This window comes from Niallia sp. NCCP-28 (assembly GCF_023168165.1).
Taxonomy (GTDB): domain Bacteria; phylum Bacillota; class Bacilli; order Bacillales; family Cytobacillaceae; genus Niallia.
Window position 1 is genome coordinate 128,308 of record NZ_BQYJ01000008.1, and the last position, 17,215, is coordinate 145,522.

Consider the following 17,215-nt stretch of genomic DNA (forward strand, 5'->3'; position numbering starts at 1 on the left):
ATATTCAAACTGCTGCTTTGTGTTTCTAATCTAGTGGCCATCTTCTTATAAAGCAGTAAACTTTTAGAAAACAGCCTGCATTAAAACTATTGATCTCGGTATTCATTTGGTGTTATTCCCATCACCTTTTTAAATACCTTCCGAAAATATTTATCATCCTGATACCCTACCATATTGGCAATTTCATATATTTTTAATTGACTATTTTTTAATAAAGACTTTGCTTTATTAATCCGCACCTGAACAATATAATCTGAAATATTTACATTAAACTCTTGTTTAAACTTTCTTGATACATATTCTCTGCTTATATAAAATTGCTCTGAAATTTCTTGAAGCTTTATCTCTCGATTAAAATTATTTTGCAAATATCTTTCAATTTCGCAAATAATATTTGTATTCTTTTTTTGTTGTTTTCTCTTCACTTTTTTCAAAAAAATAGAAATTTCCTGCTGGATTCTATGCTCATAATTTTCAAGCATAAATTTCCCATCCTTATCAAAATAAAGCATCGCTCTTTTTTCCAGTACATTAGCTGAATTTATAGGAATATTATAATCTTTATACCATCTATTGCTAATTAACAGGTACTCCTGTTCAAAGCGCTCTAGCTGTCTAACCGATAAGTAGCCTTCTTGTATATAATCTGCCTTTATTTGATGAATCAATTCATCAAATGCACCTGCTTCACCTGCTTGTACAGCCAATTTAATAGCAGATGAATAGGCCATTAAGCTTTTTAATTCCATATTAGAATTATCATTTTTGGTATAGACTCGAAGTTCTCGATCTTCTAAAACATTGCTTTCTAAGAGAATTTTTTTCCCTTCATGATAAGAATGCAGCAAATTATCAACCGCTTCTACAGGTCCTAAGCCAATGGGGCAAGAAACAGCAAATGATTTTTTTATTTCTATATATATTTCATTAAGATATTCTTGAATATCTTCAAATCGATCCCAGAATATAACGACTATTTCTCCTTTATTGGCCAAATAGCGAAACCCAATGCCACATTTTTTTTCCATTAATAGTTCATTAATGATATTTAATACAGAAAAATAGGCCAAGTCCCGGTCATAGGAAAATTCCTCCATCACTTTTTCGCTAATAGGAATGACAGCAATCGCATAACTTGCTGCAAGATGAAACCCTAATTCCTCCAATAATTCAGCTTCTATATGTTTATTATTAACAAAATAAGTTAACCTTCTGTCCCGATATACTGGTTTCATTTTATTGATAAGCTGATAACTGTCTGCTTTGCTTTTTCTCTCCAGCTCTTCTTTTTTCCATTCTTGTACTACTCTCTCTAATGTAGCATTTAATATCTCTGGATCTACTGGCTTTAATAAGTAATCAGAACTGCCATAATGAATTGCCTTCCTCATATATTGATAATCATCGTAGCCTGTCACGACAATCGTTTTGCTTGTAGGCATATGCTCTTTAATCCACTCTAGCAGTTTTGTTCCATCCATTTTAGGCATCTTCATATCGGAAAAAATTATTTCAGGTTTGTATTCATTTATTATTTGAACAGCTTCTTCCCCATTGCTTGCCTCTCGTATCTCACCAATATCAAATGCTTCCCAATCAGCAAGGAGGCGAATTCCTTCCCGAACATGCTTTTCATCGTCGACAATTAATACCTTCATTCTTCTTCCACCTCACCTGGCACATCCTTTGGCATACAAATTCTCACAGTAAACCCTTCATTTTCAATGCTTTCTATTGTCATTTCAGCTTGATTTTTATAATAAATCGCTAATCGATCATGTATATTCTTTAATCCAATCGACTCTCTTCCTTTTTTTGCCGAGCTTCCTGTTTCCAGTTCCTGTCTAATGATTTTTAATTCTTGTTCATTTATCCCATTTCCATTGTCTTTTACCGTACAAATAATCTGTTGATCCTTTACGAGAACTTCTATATAAATATAAGAATCTGCTTTATGCTCTAAAAAGCCATGTTTAAATGTATTTTCAACAATTGGCTGCAGTATCATTTTAGGAATGAACAGCTCTGTCCCTTCTTTATCAATAGATATGTCAAAATTGAATTGATCATCAAATCGCTGTTTCTGCAATAATAAATAAGATTTCACATGCTTTATCTCTGCAGTCAAAGGAACAATATCTTCTTTCATGTTCATGCTGTATCTCATAATGGAAGAAAGGGCTGTTAATAAAGAATAAACTTGTGTAGCCTTTGATTTTAACGCAAGTGTTCCAATGGACTGCAAAGAATTATAAAGAAAATGTGGGTTTATTTGCGAACGCAAAACTCGGAGCTGTGATGCTTTATTTTCAATCTCCAACTTATACTCCCGATCGATTAATTCATTAATCTTGGCAATCATCAATTTAAAGTGTTCTCCGAGTTTGCCTATTTCATCATTTCCTAATGAATCAAAATCCGCTTTAAACTCCCCTTTTTCCACTTTTTTCATATTGTCAATCAACACCTTGATAGGCGCTGTTATTTTAAAGGAAATAATCATTGTCGTAATTAGAACAATCACCAAGGAAACGAATCCAATAGCAATATTATTTAAGGCTGTACTTCTTGCGCTTTTATATATAACATCATAAGGGACCTTTTTGACAATGGACCAATTCTTATGCTGAACTGGAAATTGATCAAATATAAGCACACCAGAGAAATTATCATCTTTCCATTCCAAGCTTTTTTGATTATTCATTTTCTTTACTTGCTTATACCATTTTTCTTTATTTTGTTTTCCTTCTTCATGCTCATCAGATGAGTAGATAATTACTCCTTTTTCATCCATTATGTAAAATTCTTCTTCATTTTTTGTATATAGCCTATTGGCAATTCCATCAATTTTAGAAAGATTGATATCAATAGATAAAAACCCTAAAAATTCATCTGATGGAATATCTCGAATAATATTATGAAAACTTAAAACATTTTGTTTTTGAGAGTTTGGTATAAATGATTGATTATTATAGCTGTAGATTGTATGGGGAGGTTCAATCAGCGAATAGCCTTTTTCTCCCATTAAATACTTTTTATAATAAGAATGACTATAAACATTGGCATTCTTCGTCCGTCCACTTATGCTTGAGTGGTAATTGGTATAGGAATCTTTGCCCTTTTCAATATAGAGATGCATTTGTTCAATCTCAGGTCTTGTATTAAAAAGATAAGCAAGCACTCTGCTTACTTCTTCTTGATTATCTATTAAATTTGCGGAAATTCCTTTTGCCAAAACATTCATAAATGGGGTATAACGATACAAAACAGTAGACATTTGGGATACATCATCCAAATAAGATACAAGCTCTTCTTTCCCTTTTTCAATCAAATCATGATTATAAGAAAGAGAACGTTTATTTATTGATTCAATCGTTAAATGATACGTAATGATAATTCCTGCTCCAAAGGGGAGAATTGTCGCTAATGTTAATAATAGAATTAATTTTTTCCGAATGCCCCACTTCATTTCAATTGGCTAGTAATAATCAGCTGTCCTTTATTACTAACCTTCCCTCCCTTTTGTTCATTTTCTTCTATATCCTCCCTCATTTTAGCACAATATTCACCACTCTTATTGTAGTTGTTCAATATTTTCCACCCTATTCGACAATGTAAGCAGTTTCATTAAAACTCTCTTTCCATTAAATTAAAGACATACAGGAGGTGCTTAAATTGAATAGCCAAAATAATATAGAAAAAATAGGAGAGCCAGCATTATCTCCTCGCAAAAAATTAAATTCAAAGGAATCTGTTTCTTTAAACCGAAAAAAGAAATGGAAAGATGCAGGTTTATTTTCCTTGTTTGTTGGACCAGTTTTTCTTACTTTTGCAGTTATCGTATTAGTTCCTTTTTTTACTGGTGTCTATTATTCTTTTACAGATTGGAATGGAGTTACTGGTAATGTATCATGGGTCGGACTTGATAACTTTAAATATCTATTTACCGAAGATAAGCAATTCCAGGCATCCTTTTTACTAACTATTAAGTATACCGTGGTTACAATTATTTTAACAAATGTAATTGGATTCGGTTTAGCTTTATTGGTTACACAAATGTTAAAAACAAGCAATATTCTTCGCACTGTATTTTTTATGCCTAACTTGCTTGGCGGATTGTTATTAGGTTTTATCTGGCAGTTCATTTTTGTTAAAGGTTTTGCATCAATTGGACAAATAACAGGTCTTCCACTTTTCAATTTAGCATGGCTGGGCGATCAGCATACAGCATTTTGGGGAATCGTTATTGTTAGCGTATGGCAAGGTGCAGGATATATTATGATTATCTATATTGCAGCATTGCAAAACGTTCCACAAGAATTAATTGAAGCAGCTAAAATTGATGGAGCAAATCGTTGGGAAATCTTACGCAATATTACAATGCCGCTAGTAGCGCCAGCCGTAACAATTTGTTTATTCTTAACAATTTCATCATCCTTTAAAGTATTTGACGTAAACCTTTCCTTAACAAATGGAGGTCCATTTAAATCAACCGAAATGTTAGCGCTTAATATTTATACGGAGGCATTTGTTAATAATCGTTATGGATTAGGAGAAGCTAAAGCTTTAATCTTCTTCATTGTCGTTGCAGCCATCTCAATCATCCAAGTAACCTATAATAAGAAGAAGGAGGTTGAATCCTAATGGACAACAAATATACTGGAAAAAAATTCACTGTCGAGATATTTGCGATTATCCTTGGTCTTCTCTTTCTAGTGCCATTTTATTACGTTATCTCAAACTCATTAAAGCCTTTTTCAGAGATTTTGACATCAACATCAGCATTGCCAAAAGTGCTTCAGTTTGAAAACTATATAAATGCATTTGAAAAATTAAATTTCTTTAAAGTATTCAGCAACTCATTGATTATCACAGTTGCTAGCAATATTGTTCTAGTTGTTTTTTGTTCAATGGCAGCATATATGCTTGTTCGAACAAAAAAGAAAATCAGCAATATTATCTTTATGACATTTGTTGCTGCAATGATAATTCCGTTCCAGTCCATCATGATCCCTCTTATCAAAACAGCAGGAAGCTTAAATCTGCTAAACAGTATTTGGGGCATTGTTATCATGTATTTAGGATTTGGATCAGGTATGACAATCTTCTTGTATCATGGCTTTATCAAAGGGATCCCAGTTGAGCTCGAAGAAGCAGCAATCATTGATGGCTGTTCAAGATTCGGCGTATTTTGGAGAATTGTATTCCCACTATTGAAACCGATTACTGTTACAACAGTTATCTTAAATAGCTTATGGATTTGGAATGACTTCCTACTGCCTTCACTAGTATTGCAAAATCCTGAGCTAAGAACAATCCCACTTGCGACCTTCTTCTTCTTTGGTCAATATACAAAACAATGGGATTTAGCATTAGCAGCATTAATGATCGGTATTATTCCATTATTAATTTTCTTCTTTGCAATGCAAAAGCATATTATTAAAGGTATTACTAGCGGTTCTATTAAGTAATTTTCATTAAGGTTAACCCTCTAACGCCTAACTTCATAGAAATTAGACGTTAGAGATTAATATATTATTTCCTAAACAACCAGGAGGGGAAACAAATGGGTTTCATAAATAAAAAATACGCATTATTAGCAGGAGTTTTATCTACTTCTCTACTTTTCACAGCAGCATGCGGCAGCGATGACACATCAGGAAAAGATAGCTCGAGCAAAGATGGAAAAGTAGTCGTTGACATTTTCCAAGGAAAAGTGGAAATTGCAGATCAGTTGAAAGCGTTAACAGACCAATATACAAAAGAACATCCTGATGTTACTTTTAATATTGAAACAGTGGGCGGCGGCGCTGATGGAGCATCTTCGCTAAAAGCAAGATTTGCTTCTGATAAAGCTCCAGATATTTTTACAAATGACGGTGATCAAGCAGCAGTAGCTTGGCAAGATAAATTTGAAGATTTATCTGATCAGCCATGGGTAAAAGATGTATATGAGGGTGCATTGGACGGCATGACAGTTGATGGAAAAGTATATGGCCAACCAATCAACATGGAAGGATATGGATTAGCTTATAATAAAACTTTATTCAAAAAAGCTGGCATTACAGAACTTCCAACAACATTTTCTGAATTAGAAGCTGCATCAAAAAAGCTTAAAGCAAAAGGAATTACACCATTTGCAATCGGTTATGGAGAATGGTGGGTACTTGCAAACCACGGCTTAAACTTGCCTTTCGCTTATCAAGATGATACTGACGCATTTATCAAATCACTTAATGAAGGTACAGGTAAAATCCAAGGCAACGAATACTTTAATGATTACTTTAATTTCTTAGATCTTACTGTAAAATACGGCAACAAAAATCCTTTAACAACAGATTATAATACACAGGTAACATTATTTGCAACTGGTGAAGCTGCAATGATTCAACAAGGTAACTGGATTCAACCAATGATCGACAAAATCACTCCAGATATGGAAGTAGGTTTTATTCCACTGCCAATCAATGATGATAAAGCAAAATCAGATAAATTAATGGTTGACGTACCATCTAACTGGGTTGTTTACAACGGCGCTCCTGACAAAGATAAAGAAGCAGCAAAAGATTTCTTAAACTGGATGGTTACATCTGAAGAAGGTAAAACAGCATTAGTAAAAGAATTTAAATACCTTCCAGCATTTAAAACAATTGAAGCATCAGCAGAGGATATCGGACCTTTAGGTGCGGACCTTCAAAAATACTCTCAAGAAGGCAAAACATATTCTTGGCAGTTTATGAAATATCCTGATGGCGCTGGTCAAGAATTCGGTGCAAGCCTTCAAGCATATGTAGGCAATCAAAAATCAAAAGAAGAAACAGAAAAAGCACTTGATGCAACATGGGCTAAACTAAAAAAATAAGCTCCTTGCTTGTACTAAATAAAAAAATTGCCTCAAAACTATTTTGAGGCAATTTTTTTATAAAACTTCATTTTTTTTTAAACGATTTGTATTCATTTTGTCATCATTTAGTCACAACTAACAGGTATGATAGTTCTATAGCAAGCACTAACTTTTTCAAGTTCCCCCTTGAAAATAGATAGCTTTTTGTTGATCCAGCATAATGCTGGATTTTTTTATTCAATTATCTTCTTTTATATATCTGCTGAAAACAGTATTCCTTTTCTCCCTTTCTCATAGCTTAAAAATGCAGAATTAAGTTAGTTACTTCACCTGAAATATTTGCTGGCTGATTAGATTGATTGGTTACTTCTCCAATAGAACTATTTGACTCTTGGATTGCTGCTGCTGATTCTTGAGAAATAGAGGAGATTATTTCAATTGACTGATAAACCATTTCATTGCTGTTTGCTAGCATCATTAAGTTTTGTAATATATCTTTTATCATTTTTGCCATCTTTAAAGGAGATTGATTTATTTATTCGAAGGTTATTCCTATCATTTCTATTTGCTTAGAACCTTCTCGAACCTCTTTATAAACCTTTTTAAGAGATAAAACTACCCCACTGGATTCTTCATGTATATCCTCTACAATTATTATTATATTTTTAACAGATAAGCTTACTTGATCAGCCAGTTTTCTCACCTCTTCTGCAACCACGGCAAAGCCCTTTCCATGTTCTCCTGCTCTTGCTGCATTTAAAGCTAATAAATTCGTTTGCTTGGCAACACCACTTATTACTTCAACAATTTTTGAGATTTTTTTTGTATGTTTTTCAAACCCTTTTACTTTTTTTACAGACTGACTGACCATTTGATCAATAGCATTCATTTGTCTAATATTAATATCCTTTGTTCTAAATAATGATCCTATTTCCGTGATTTCAATAGATTGATCTCCCCCTTTTTGCAATTCTTGAATATACATTTTCACTTTATTCATCTGATTAAAAACTATTAAAGCAGAAATACAAAATAGTAAGATTGTAACCATTTGTTAAATCCAAATTTCCAGCCTAATGTGAGATTATTCCATAATCTAATCATAAACTCCCTCCATTATGGTGCAATATAAAGTGAAACTTCAATCAGGCTGTTACGGGCAGTTATCCCCCACCTAGATTTGAAGACTGCCCGTTAATGCGTGATAAAGCTTTTAATTCTAGGAAACCAACTAATTATTTATATGTATATAGAAAAAAACTGAGCTCCCCAAAGGAAACTCAGCTTAAATTTTAGGAACCTATTCTTTTCCAGGTAAATATTTAGTTGTAAAGATATCCTTTGCATCAAATGTTTTATCCAATAATTTCAAGTCATGTAATTGATTAATAAGCGTTGCCCAACGTTCTTCTGTCATGTAGCCTACTCCATTTGTTTCTGCATCTTTGCCATAGACAAATTCAGCTTGTGTTTCTGCCTCAAATTTTAAAGAATCCAATTCGATATCACTGTTATCTTTTTTAATCGCTTTATTTATTGCTTCAGATGAATCCTTATAAGCATTCCAGCCTTCCACAAAAGATTTAGTAAATGCTTTAACCGTTTTTTCATTTTCTTCTAAATAATCTTTTGATACATATAACACAACATTATAAGGATCATAGCCTGCATCTGAGATTAGCTTTGTTTCTGTTTCTATATTTTCTTTCGCTAAAAAGAAAGGTTCTGATGTGACAAATGCTTGACTCACTGAGTCTTTATTAGCAATAAAGTTAGTATGTTGACCAGTATAAGCCATTTCTTTCACTTTCTTTAAGTCATATTTTGACTTTAAAAACTCCCAATAAGTAATGCCTGGCTGAATATATACTTCTCTACCATTTAACTCATCAAAATCTTTAATGCCTTCTCCTTTATGAAACATGAGTGCTTGAGGGCTTCCTTGCATTGCTGTTGCTACTGCCACTAAATCAATTCCTTCATTTTTTGCCATGACAATTTGATCCGCATGTGCAAGTCCAAACTGCGCTTTTCCTGATGCAACCATTTGGATAGAAGATACTTGAGGCCCTCCTGGTTCAATTGTTACGTTCAAGCCATTTTCTTTGAATATTCCGTCTTCCTGAGCTGCATAAACTCCACCATGCTGGGCTTTAGCAAACCAGTTTAAGACAATTTTTACATCTTTCGATTTTTCTGAATCTGTTCCTGCTGACGTTTTTTCTGATGCTTCACCACCACAAGCTGTAAGTGTGAATAAAAATACTAGTCCTAACAATAAATAATTAATTTTGTGCAACTTTTTCATAATATCCCCCTCTTTACAGTTATTTCTCTTTATTTTTCATTCTTCATCGCAGATTCATGCCATGATCTAAGCATCAAATGGGCAAATAGATTTACGATAAGATAAAAACAAATTCCAAAAATCGCTGCAGCAATTCCACAGGCAAATAAATATGGAGTTTTCAACTGTACAGCAGCCACAGTAATTGCATAGCCTAATCCGCCCTTTCCACCGCCGATCCCCGCAATATACTCGCCAGTAATAGCGCCGACAATCGATAAAGTGCTGGAAATTTTTAAGCCTGTCATAATATACGGCATAGCAGCAGGAATACGAAGCTTCCACATCGTTTTCCATTTGGAAGCATTATATAATGTAAATAATTCTTGCATATTTTTATCAACCGAATTCAACCCCATCAATGTATTCGAAATAATTGGAAAGAATCCAATTAAGAAGGAAATAATAACAATAGAATTAAACCCAGAACCAAACCAAATAACAACAATTGGAGCAACAGCAATAACAGGTATTGTTTGCAAAATGACTGCATATGGATAGATGCTGATTTCAAGAATTCTTGAACTGGCCAATACAACTGAAACTGCAATTCCAATAAAAGCACTTAATAAAAAACCAATTAGAGACTCCGTAATTGTAATTTGTATAGCAGGCCACAGTAACGCCCAATCGGCTATTGCTGCATTAACTACATCTGTCGGCTTTGGCAAAATAAATGGTTTTATATCCAACATCATCGGAATAAACTGCCATATGGAAAGAAAAAGAACTAGCGCTGCAATTGGTCCTAAAAATGAGCCTTTAAAGGTATTCCATACATTTGATGATTTATTTTTCGGCTGCTCCGACACTATATTTTGACTTTTCGTTACAGCAGATTGTGTCATCATATTAAACACTCCTTTCAATTGCACTGTTTTCCAGACTATGTGATGCCAAATCCACATATTCATTAAATTGATTATCGATTCGCTCCCTTGGATATGGGAGATTCACATCAATAATGGATGATAGTCTGCCTGGTCTTGCCGACATTACAGCAATTTTTGTAGAAAGAAATACCGCTTCATAAACATTATGTGTCACAAAAAGAATGGTTGTATTTTCTTTTTTCCAAATATCAAGCAGCTCATTTTGCAAAGTTTGTCTTGTCATTTCATCTAATGCAGCAAATGGTTCATCCATTAAAAGCATTTTAGGTTTTGCTGCCAATGCTCGGGCAATGGAAACCCTCATCCGCATCCCTCCTGAGAGCTGTCTAGGATAAGATTTTAAATGATCCTTTAATCCTACCATCTCAAGCACTCTTAAAGCTGTCTCCTTTTTGCTTTTCTTATCGGCATTCCTTAATTCAAGGGGCAGCATTACATTGTCTAGAACCGTTCTCCATGGAAGCAGATTAGCCTCCTGAAAAACAAATGCTATATCATTGCTGTTTTTAATCACCTCTTTAGGCGTTTGTCCAAAAACTTCTACCTTTCCTTTTGTAGCTTCCCCTAAGCCTGCCACCATTCGCAGTGCCGTTGATTTCCCGCAGCCAGATGGACCGAGGAAACTCATAAACTCCCCTTCCTTTATGCTTAAATCTAACCCACTTAAAGCTACTGTACCTGTATTGTAAATTTTATCGACATGCTGAAATGATACGACTTGATTTTGATTAGCAAACAATGTTATCCCTCCCCTTAGTAATTGCCTCGTTCTGAATTTTATTTTTAAAGACATTTTGTTTATTTACTATGTATGCTTCCATTTATCTCTTTCCAAATATTTAGGCAGAATGATCATGAAACTAGATTTCCGACATACTCAAACAGTATTTAAAATACTCATTAACGTTAGTATTCATAACATTAAATGTAATATAAATTCATTTTATACAGTTAACAATAATTAATCATTAGGTTTTTTTACGAAATGATCAGAATTTTTTGTATAGTATGACTAGTTAAAAAGGATTGCAATAGCAATTTATTTTGTCACACGTGACATTTTCTCACATTCAGTATCTATTCTTGCTTGCCCTCTTCTATTCACCCCCTACTAGTATCAGAAAAAGATTATAATAGGAAGAAAAATCGAAATAAAGAAGACTGAAAACAAAAAAGACCGAAAAATCGTAAAAACTTTTACAATTTTCGGGTCTTTTTTGTAACTATTTAATTTAGAATTAGCTGTGCTACACACTCCACATGCATGGTCTGCGGAAACATATCAACAGGCTGCACTTCTATTGTTTGATAGCCTCCGTCTTCCAACACACGCAAATCTCTTGCTAGAGTTGCAGGATTGCAGGATACATAGACTACTTTTTTGGGCTTCATTTCTAAAATAGTCTGCAGCAATGCTTCGTCGCAGCCTTTTCTTGGAGGATCGACTACCAATACATCTGCTTCATTCCCTTTTTTATACCAATCTGGAATTACTTCTTCTGCTTTCCCAACAGCAAAATCCACATTGTGGATATTATTCAGCTGTGCATTTCTTTTCGCATCTTCTATTGCTTGCGGAACAATTTCAACACCGAATACTTGTTTTGCTTTTTTCGCTAAGAAAAGTGAAATCGTGCCAATACCGCAGTATGCATCTATTACATTTTCTTCACCTTTTAGATCAGCATACTCAAGGGCTTTATTATAAAGAACTTTCGTTTGCTCTGGATTTACTTGATAAAAAGAACGTGCTGAGATGGCAAACTTAACATCCCCAATATAGTCCGTAATCGCTTCTTCTCCCCAAAGAACTTTTGTCGTATCACCCATAATAACATTCGTTTTCTTATTATTCACATTGTGGATAATTGATTTTAGGGAAGGAATACTATTCACTATTTCATCCACAATTTTGTTTTTATGAACAAGTTCATCAGTGCGGGTAATCAATACAACCATAATTTCCTCGGTAACTAATCCCCTTCTTACCATTACATGGCGCAAATCTCCCTTATGATTTGCTTCATTGTACGCTTTTACCCCAAATTGATTGCAGATTTCCTTTACACGTTTAACCACTGCATCATTTTCTTTTTGCTGAATAAGACATTCTTCCATATTAATGATTTGATGGGAACGCTGTTGGTAGAATCCGCCGATTAAACCGCCCTCTTGTTCGCCAATTGGAACTTGTGCTTTATTTCGATAGCGCCAAGGTTCGCTCATTCCAATAGTAGGATGAACAATTGTATTTATTTTTCCGATTCTCGTTAAAACATCTTTCACATGTTTATGCTTGATTTGCATCTGCCCTTCATAGCTTAAATGCTGAAGCTGGCACCCGCCACATTCCTTATAGATTGGACAAGGCGCATCTACACGATAAGGGCTTTTTTCTTGTAGCTCTAATAATCTTCCAAATCCATAATTTTTATTTGTTTTTACTACTTTTACTTTCGCTTTCTCTCCTGGAAGTCCATTGGGGATAAAAAGCGGATAACCCTCAACCTTTGCCACTCCAGAACCATCATGTGTTAAATCTTCGAATACTATATCTATTATATCGTTCTTTTGAACGGGTAATGTTCGACTCATATACTTCTTCCTTTACATATTGTTATTGAAAATAGGAAATTAAAGAAAATTAGTTCATAAATTTTAATCATAACATAAAATGAGGGAATCTATTATAGGAAGTTTTTAGAGGGGAAAATATGAAAATGAAGTGAGCTTATGCTAGTGGCCCACTCCGTTCCAATGCTTTACTGATCTATTAGTTTGATATTTTCTGGACGATCTTCTTCACGAATTTTGTCTAGTGGCACAAACACTTCAAAATGCCTGTACAAATTTACAAACTCAGCTGGAAGCAAGCCGCCAAATTCACCATCCAGATTTAATTGCACCTTTTCTTCTGATGTAATTTTGATATGATTAGCACTCGCATAAATAACATGCGGATCATTAATATGCTCCCCACGAATAGCAAGTGTGGCAATTCGAATAAAGTCAGCCAAATTTGCCTTTTTTAGTATCAGCAAAGAAAAAAGACCATCATTGATGGATGATCCAGGAGCCAGCTTTTCAAAACCACCTACTGAATTTGTCAATCCTACTAAAAACAGCATTGCCTCTCCTTCAAAAAGTTTGCCATCATATTCAATTTTTACACTTGTCGCTTTTATAGATGGGAGCATTTCAATCCCTTTTAAATAGTATGCAAGTTGTCCAATCATTGTTTTTAGTTTGCTTGGCACTTCATATGTTAGTTCTGTTAAACGTCCTCCGCCAGCAATATTGATAAAATATTTGTCATTCATTCGGCCAATGTCGACAGGAATAGTATCACCTTTTGCGATAATATCTGCAGCAGCTTCTATATCTCTTGGAATATGTAATGCTCTTGCAAAATCATTTGTTGTCCCTACAGGTATAATGCCCAATTTGGGACGAAACTCAAGTTCAGCCAACCCATTTACTACTTCATTAATCGTACCATCGCCGCCTGCAGCCACGACCAGATCAAACCGTCTTTCTACTGCGATTCTAGCCGCTTTTGTAGCGTCTTCCGGTCCTATTGTTGCATGGCACGACGTTTCATATCCAGCATTTTCTAACTTTTTAAGCACCTCTGGCAAATGTTTTTTAAATGCTTCACGCCCCGAAGTAGGATTATATATAATTCTTGCCCGTTTCATATTCATCCATCCTATTTTTCAAGATTTCGATCTATATTACCAACTAACATAATAAACGATAACTAGTTCGATAGGCAATATTTAACACAATAAATAAGGACCACTTTTCTTATTTTCTTTTAATAAATTGCACACTCTTATCGCAAGCAAGCTCTTTCCATATTATACCCTTATTGCTTTATTCTCAACCTAGTTCTTGTTCTTAATCCTTTAGAGAGTATCTATTGTATATCTAAAAGGAAAAGATCTGCATATTACAGATCTTTTCCTAATTAATTATTTGTTACATGCAAAGTTCCACTATTTACGATGGAAATTCTTGTATTTTGTTTTCCTTTTAAATACTTTGCTGCTGTTAAAGATTCTGCTTCCACTGAATCTCTGCTAGCATCATTTTCCTTTTTATTATCTGTTTTCCATTGATGATTTTCACTGTCTAAAATCTCCGTATCCTTGACAGAAACCATTACATTATTTGTATTTTCTAAATTTAGTTCTAAAGAAGATGCATTTATAATGCTCCAATCATTTTGCAAATGACGAGGATTTACTTTTGTTTCATTTGCTCCTTCAACCTCTAATTTCACAGAAGTTGGAATAAGAAAAGTCGCATTAGTAGTGGCATAGGAAGATGAAAAACCTGATGAATGTTTAGGCAGTTCTTTCATCTGCAAATAAATAGTATCTCCTTTTTCTTTCACAAGTATATAATCTTTCGGTTTATTTAAAATTACTTTATTTTCTGAATTGACCGTTCGATAAGTTCCGAATAAAGAAACAAAATCTTCAGACGTTCCCTCAATATTTAAGGGCATATTTTGCCCTTCCGTTTGGATAACAATTCTTTTTATATTATTTTTGATTGGAACATTTAATTCCGGCAAATCCATTGTTATTTCTTCTTTTGTCATTTCTTCTTGAAATAAATGCATCAATCCAGTAGATTGCAAAAAAACAATTGCTATACCTGCCGTTCCCACAATCCCCACTATAATAATGCTGAACAAATCAAAGTTTAAATACGGTTTCTCTTGTTTTGAAGTAATTAAATAGATTAAAATTTCGATTCCTAAAATAACTAAAATAGCAGGCCACCAAACTCTTAGCACCATTGTGGAATCCCAATGAAGAAATTGAGATAATAACAAAAAAATTCCTAAAAAAAGTAATGACATCCCCATGGAAAAAGTGCCAACGCGCCATGTTCTCAAAATTGCTCCCCCTTACGTTCCCAATTTTTAAAATAAAAAACTGCGAATGCTTCTCTATTTATTCGTTGCCTTTTTCTTACCCTTTAATAAATATATTCCGCCGAAAATAAGGATTATGCATACGATCCCTGTCTGAAAATATTGATAAAACAAATATTGAAGATCGATATTAAATATCTCATTTAATTTAGGAGAAAAGATTGGCAATAAAATATTTAACATTAAATAATATATACCTAATAGAACAAGACCTACACCAAACCACTTCTGATGGTTAATTAGATAGGAAATAACAGGTGTGTCCTCTAGAAGCTGATCCTCTCCTGCTTTTGATGCTTTTTGCAATCCATCAAAAAAACTATAAAACCAGATTAGAGGAATCAGGAATAAAAAGATACCCATTCTTAATTCATTTAATATAAAGATGGAAAATAGAAAAGCTGCCATTAGCTGAATTCCTCTTTGCTGCAATCCTAAATACAGATGGCCTGCCCCTGGAAAAATCGATAGAAAAGTAGCAACCACTTTGCTTTTTTTTCCTTCTTCTCGATGTTTCTCAAAATCCTGAAAAATTGTTTGATCAACTAAAAGCTCTCCATTTTGTTTTTTTGCAAATTGCTGCATGGCATCAAAGAATCCATATATCCATATAATAGGAAGAAAGGCGAGAAATACAAGAAATTCTTCTCTGCTTGTCAGAAATGTAACAAACAGCACCATCATTCCTAGTCCTAAAAATGAAGTTAATAAAGTCAACCCTCTGTTCATTAAACCTAATTGAATATGCCCCAAACCTGGGACAAAAGACAAAACAATTGTATAAAATCGTTCAGATTCTACTGTATTTACTAATAACGGCTCCCCATCAACTGTTTGTTTTTCAACAGGCAGCTTCCTTTTTAAATATCTGCTTGTTGTAATAAAAGTATCAATTATGCTGATGCAATAAATAATAAAGCCAAGCAACACCAGAAAGATTATTATCTCTCCTACAGTATACATAGTGCTCTGGATAAAAATTGTCAATAATGCTAATCCAAACACAGCGGCACCATATAAAAATCCCCTGACCTTTTCTCCGATATAAAACAGCCCTCCTCCTGGAAAAAATGCTAATATAAATGCGACGATCGGATTTTTCATTTTTTCTTTTCCTCCTTCTTGTTGCTTTCCAATGTATCTATCCAAGAAAATGTTTTATCCACAAATCTAGTCATTTCCGATTCTTTATTTGCTGAAACTTCTGCTCTTTGAATTGTCTGTGTATGTTGAATAATGGTTTGGAAGACCCCTGTAGACATTAAAAATATTGTAGCAGCTGCGGCAAGCGTATAATGAAAAAAGGAAGATTGATAAATTGAGCGTTTTTTCTTTTGCTGTTTGCCTTCTTTTTCTTCTTCATCTGCACTAGCTATTTTCATCATAATTTGGTCTGTAAAATTGGTTTCATTAGAAATGGCAGGAAGTACTGTTTCTTGTTCCGCCACCGCACCTACATATAAATCAAGACATTCATCGCAACTATATAAATGATTTTCTAACAGAATTCGCGTATCCTCATCCAATTCATCGTTTACATATTTTAGCCATTGGTCATAAGTATAATGGGTTGTCATAAAAAGTCTTCCTCCCTCCAGTGCTTTTTCATCCAAATCCTCGCTCGATACAGCTTTGTCTCAATGGTTTTCACTTGAACATTTTGCTCCAGCGCCATTTCCTGATAGCTTTTTTCGGCAATATAGTAACCATATATAACATCTCGATAATTATCTGGCAGTTCATTTAACCTTTCTCTTACCAATCTCCGCCTTTCTCGATGGATAACTTCTGTTTCTAAGTCTTTTCCATCTTTGTCTTCCCTATCAAATTCCACGGTTTCTGCTATATCTTCTCTTCTTCTTTGCTGTTTTCTTTTTATATCAATGGCATAGTTAACAGCAATTCTAGTAATCCATGTTTTAAAGCCTTGGTTTTCGTATTTGGGGAGAGAAGTATAGATTTTCATAAATACTTCTTGTGCAGCATCTTCTGATTCCTTTTGGTCCTTTAAAACACTATAGATGACCCGAAACAAATCATTATGGTATTTTCCCACTAACAGCCGGAATGCTTCGTCATCTCCAAGCTTTACTTTTTCAATTAATACCAAGTCACTAATGCTTCTCCCCCCCTTTCTGTAACCCGCTTCTATATAAATAGACGTTATATATTCCTATCATCCC

General features: G+C 34.1%; 17 protein-coding genes. 3 read left to right on the plus strand and 14 right to left on the minus strand.

Translation table 11 applies throughout. The features are described from left to right. Positions 1 to 86: 86 nt before the first annotated feature. Genes NCCP28_RS19090 through NCCP28_RS23680 form a run of 3 tightly spaced genes read right to left on the minus strand, consistent with a single transcriptional unit; the run spans position 87 to position 3,591 of the window. Positions 87 to 1,658, minus strand: coding sequence for a response regulator (locus tag NCCP28_RS19090; protein WP_248562813.1), 1,572 nt, complete (start codon positions 1,656 to 1,658; stop codon positions 87 to 89). Further along, complete coding sequence (locus tag NCCP28_RS19095) at positions 1,655 to 3,469, minus strand: sensor histidine kinase (protein WP_248562814.1); 1,815 nt, start codon at positions 3,467 to 3,469, stop codon at positions 1,655 to 1,657. Before NCCP28_RS19095 ends, NCCP28_RS19090 begins: the two co-directional genes overlap by 4 nt. Continuing rightward, positions 3,466 to 3,591: a hypothetical protein gene (locus NCCP28_RS23680; RefSeq protein ID WP_282579587.1), complete on the minus strand. Its 126-nt coding sequence runs from the start codon at positions 3,589 to 3,591 to the stop codon at positions 3,466 to 3,468. Before NCCP28_RS23680 ends, NCCP28_RS19095 begins: the two co-directional genes overlap by 4 nt. Positions 3,592 to 3,801: 210 nt before the next feature. On the opposite strand from NCCP28_RS23680, the gene NCCP28_RS19100 reads away from it, so the two are divergent. The 3 genes from NCCP28_RS19100 to NCCP28_RS19110 all read left to right on the plus strand — a co-directional run bounded on the left by NCCP28_RS19100 (position 3,802) and on the right by NCCP28_RS19110 (position 6,862). Next, positions 3,802 to 4,644, plus strand: a complete 843-nt coding sequence (locus NCCP28_RS19100; RefSeq protein WP_375709429.1) for a carbohydrate ABC transporter permease — start codon at positions 3,802 to 3,804, stop codon at positions 4,642 to 4,644. Continuing rightward, on the plus strand, positions 4,644 to 5,471 hold the full coding sequence (locus NCCP28_RS19105) for a carbohydrate ABC transporter permease (RefSeq protein WP_248562816.1): 828 nt from the start codon (positions 4,644 to 4,646) through the stop codon (positions 5,469 to 5,471). The genes NCCP28_RS19100 and NCCP28_RS19105 overlap by 1 nt, the downstream gene beginning before the upstream one ends. 95 nt (positions 5,472 to 5,566) lie before the next feature. Next, the gene (locus tag NCCP28_RS19110) at positions 5,567 to 6,862 is read left to right on the plus strand and encodes an ABC transporter substrate-binding protein (RefSeq protein WP_248562817.1); all 1,296 of its coding nucleotides are present in this window, start codon (positions 5,567 to 5,569) and stop codon (positions 6,860 to 6,862) included. 280 nt (positions 6,863 to 7,142) lie between these two features. Here the strand turns inward: NCCP28_RS19110 and NCCP28_RS19115 are convergent, their stop codons facing one another. The 11 genes from NCCP28_RS19115 to NCCP28_RS19165 form a co-directional block, all read right to left on the minus strand. Next, positions 7,143 to 7,349 carry a hypothetical protein gene (locus tag NCCP28_RS19115; protein WP_248562818.1) on the minus strand — a complete coding sequence of 69 codons (207 nt, stop codon included), beginning with the start codon at positions 7,347 to 7,349 and terminating at the stop codon, positions 7,143 to 7,145. Positions 7,350 to 7,379: 30 nt separating this feature from the next. Further along, positions 7,380 to 7,895 (minus strand): methyl-accepting chemotaxis protein, encoded by a 516-nt coding sequence (locus tag NCCP28_RS19120; RefSeq protein WP_248562819.1) that lies wholly within the window; start codon positions 7,893 to 7,895, stop codon positions 7,380 to 7,382. 249 nt (positions 7,896 to 8,144) lie between these two features. Beyond that, positions 8,145 to 9,152, minus strand: coding sequence for an ABC transporter substrate-binding protein (locus tag NCCP28_RS19125; protein ID WP_248562820.1), 1,008 nt, complete (start codon positions 9,150 to 9,152; stop codon positions 8,145 to 8,147). Positions 9,153 to 9,181: 29 nt separating this feature from the next. Then, a complete protein-coding gene (locus tag NCCP28_RS19130) occupies positions 9,182 to 10,042 on the minus strand; it encodes an ABC transporter permease (protein WP_248562821.1) in 861 nt (286 codons plus the stop codon). 1 nt (position 10,043) lies between these two features. After that, on the minus strand, positions 10,044 to 10,823 hold the full coding sequence (locus NCCP28_RS19135) for an ABC transporter ATP-binding protein (RefSeq protein ID WP_248562822.1): 780 nt from the start codon (positions 10,821 to 10,823) through the stop codon (positions 10,044 to 10,046). 488 nt (positions 10,824 to 11,311) lie between these two features. After that, positions 11,312 to 12,679, minus strand: coding sequence for a 23S rRNA (uracil(1939)-C(5))-methyltransferase RlmD (gene rlmD, locus NCCP28_RS19140; RefSeq protein WP_248562823.1), 1,368 nt, complete (start codon positions 12,677 to 12,679; stop codon positions 11,312 to 11,314). A 167-nt stretch (positions 12,680 to 12,846) separates the two neighbouring features. Further along, the gene (locus tag NCCP28_RS19145) at positions 12,847 to 13,782 is read right to left on the minus strand and encodes a diacylglycerol kinase (protein WP_248562824.1); all 936 of its coding nucleotides are present in this window, start codon (positions 13,780 to 13,782) and stop codon (positions 12,847 to 12,849) included. 272 nt (positions 13,783 to 14,054) lie between these two features. Further along, a complete protein-coding gene (locus NCCP28_RS19150) occupies positions 14,055 to 14,993 on the minus strand; it encodes a LiaI-LiaF-like domain-containing protein (protein WP_248562825.1) in 939 nt (312 codons plus the stop codon). 54 nt (positions 14,994 to 15,047) lie between these two features. Further along, the gene (locus NCCP28_RS19155) at positions 15,048 to 16,136 is read right to left on the minus strand and encodes a hypothetical protein (protein ID WP_248562826.1); all 1,089 of its coding nucleotides are present in this window, start codon (positions 16,134 to 16,136) and stop codon (positions 15,048 to 15,050) included. Continuing rightward, positions 16,133 to 16,609, minus strand: coding sequence for an anti-sigma factor family protein (locus NCCP28_RS19160; protein WP_248562827.1), 477 nt, complete (start codon positions 16,607 to 16,609; stop codon positions 16,133 to 16,135). Before NCCP28_RS19160 ends, NCCP28_RS19155 begins: the two co-directional genes overlap by 4 nt. After that, on the minus strand, positions 16,606 to 17,142 hold the full coding sequence (locus tag NCCP28_RS19165) for a sigma-70 family RNA polymerase sigma factor (RefSeq protein ID WP_248562828.1): 537 nt from the start codon (positions 17,140 to 17,142) through the stop codon (positions 16,606 to 16,608). Before NCCP28_RS19165 ends, NCCP28_RS19160 begins: the two co-directional genes overlap by 4 nt. Positions 17,143 to 17,215: the final 73 nt, after the last annotated feature.

Coding starts and splice junctions, on each gene's coding strand:
- NCCP28_RS19090 (WP_248562813.1), bottom strand. CDS start 1,658: ATGAAGGTATTAATTGTCGACGATGAAAAGCATGTTCGGGAAGGAATT.
- NCCP28_RS19095 (WP_248562814.1), bottom strand. CDS start 3,469: ATGAAGTGGGGCATTCGGAAAAAATTAATTCTATTATTAACATTAGCG.
- NCCP28_RS19105 (WP_248562816.1), top strand. CDS start 4,644: ATGGACAACAAATATACTGGAAAAAAATTCACTGTCGAGATATTTGCG.
- NCCP28_RS19145 (WP_248562824.1), bottom strand. CDS start 13,782: ATGAAACGGGCAAGAATTATATATAATCCTACTTCGGGGCGTGAAGCA.
- NCCP28_RS19120 (WP_248562819.1), bottom strand. CDS start 7,895: ATGGTTACAATCTTACTATTTTGTATTTCTGCTTTAATAGTTTTTAAT.
- NCCP28_RS19130 (WP_248562821.1), bottom strand. CDS start 10,042: ATGATGACACAATCTGCTGTAACGAAAAGTCAAAATATAGTGTCGGAG.
- NCCP28_RS19125 (WP_248562820.1), bottom strand. CDS start 9,152: ATGAAAAAGTTGCACAAAATTAATTATTTATTGTTAGGACTAGTATTT.
- NCCP28_RS19110 (WP_248562817.1), top strand. CDS start 5,567: ATGGGTTTCATAAATAAAAAATACGCATTATTAGCAGGAGTTTTATCT.
- NCCP28_RS19115 (WP_248562818.1), bottom strand. CDS start 7,349: ATGATAAAAGATATATTACAAAACTTAATGATGCTAGCAAACAGCAAT.
- NCCP28_RS19160 (WP_248562827.1), bottom strand. CDS start 16,609: ATGACAACCCATTATACTTATGACCAATGGCTAAAATATGTAAACGAT.
- rlmD (WP_248562823.1), bottom strand. CDS start 12,679: ATGAGTCGAACATTACCCGTTCAAAAGAACGATATAATAGATATAGTA.
- NCCP28_RS19155 (WP_248562826.1), bottom strand. CDS start 16,136: ATGAAAAATCCGATCGTCGCATTTATATTAGCATTTTTTCCAGGAGGA.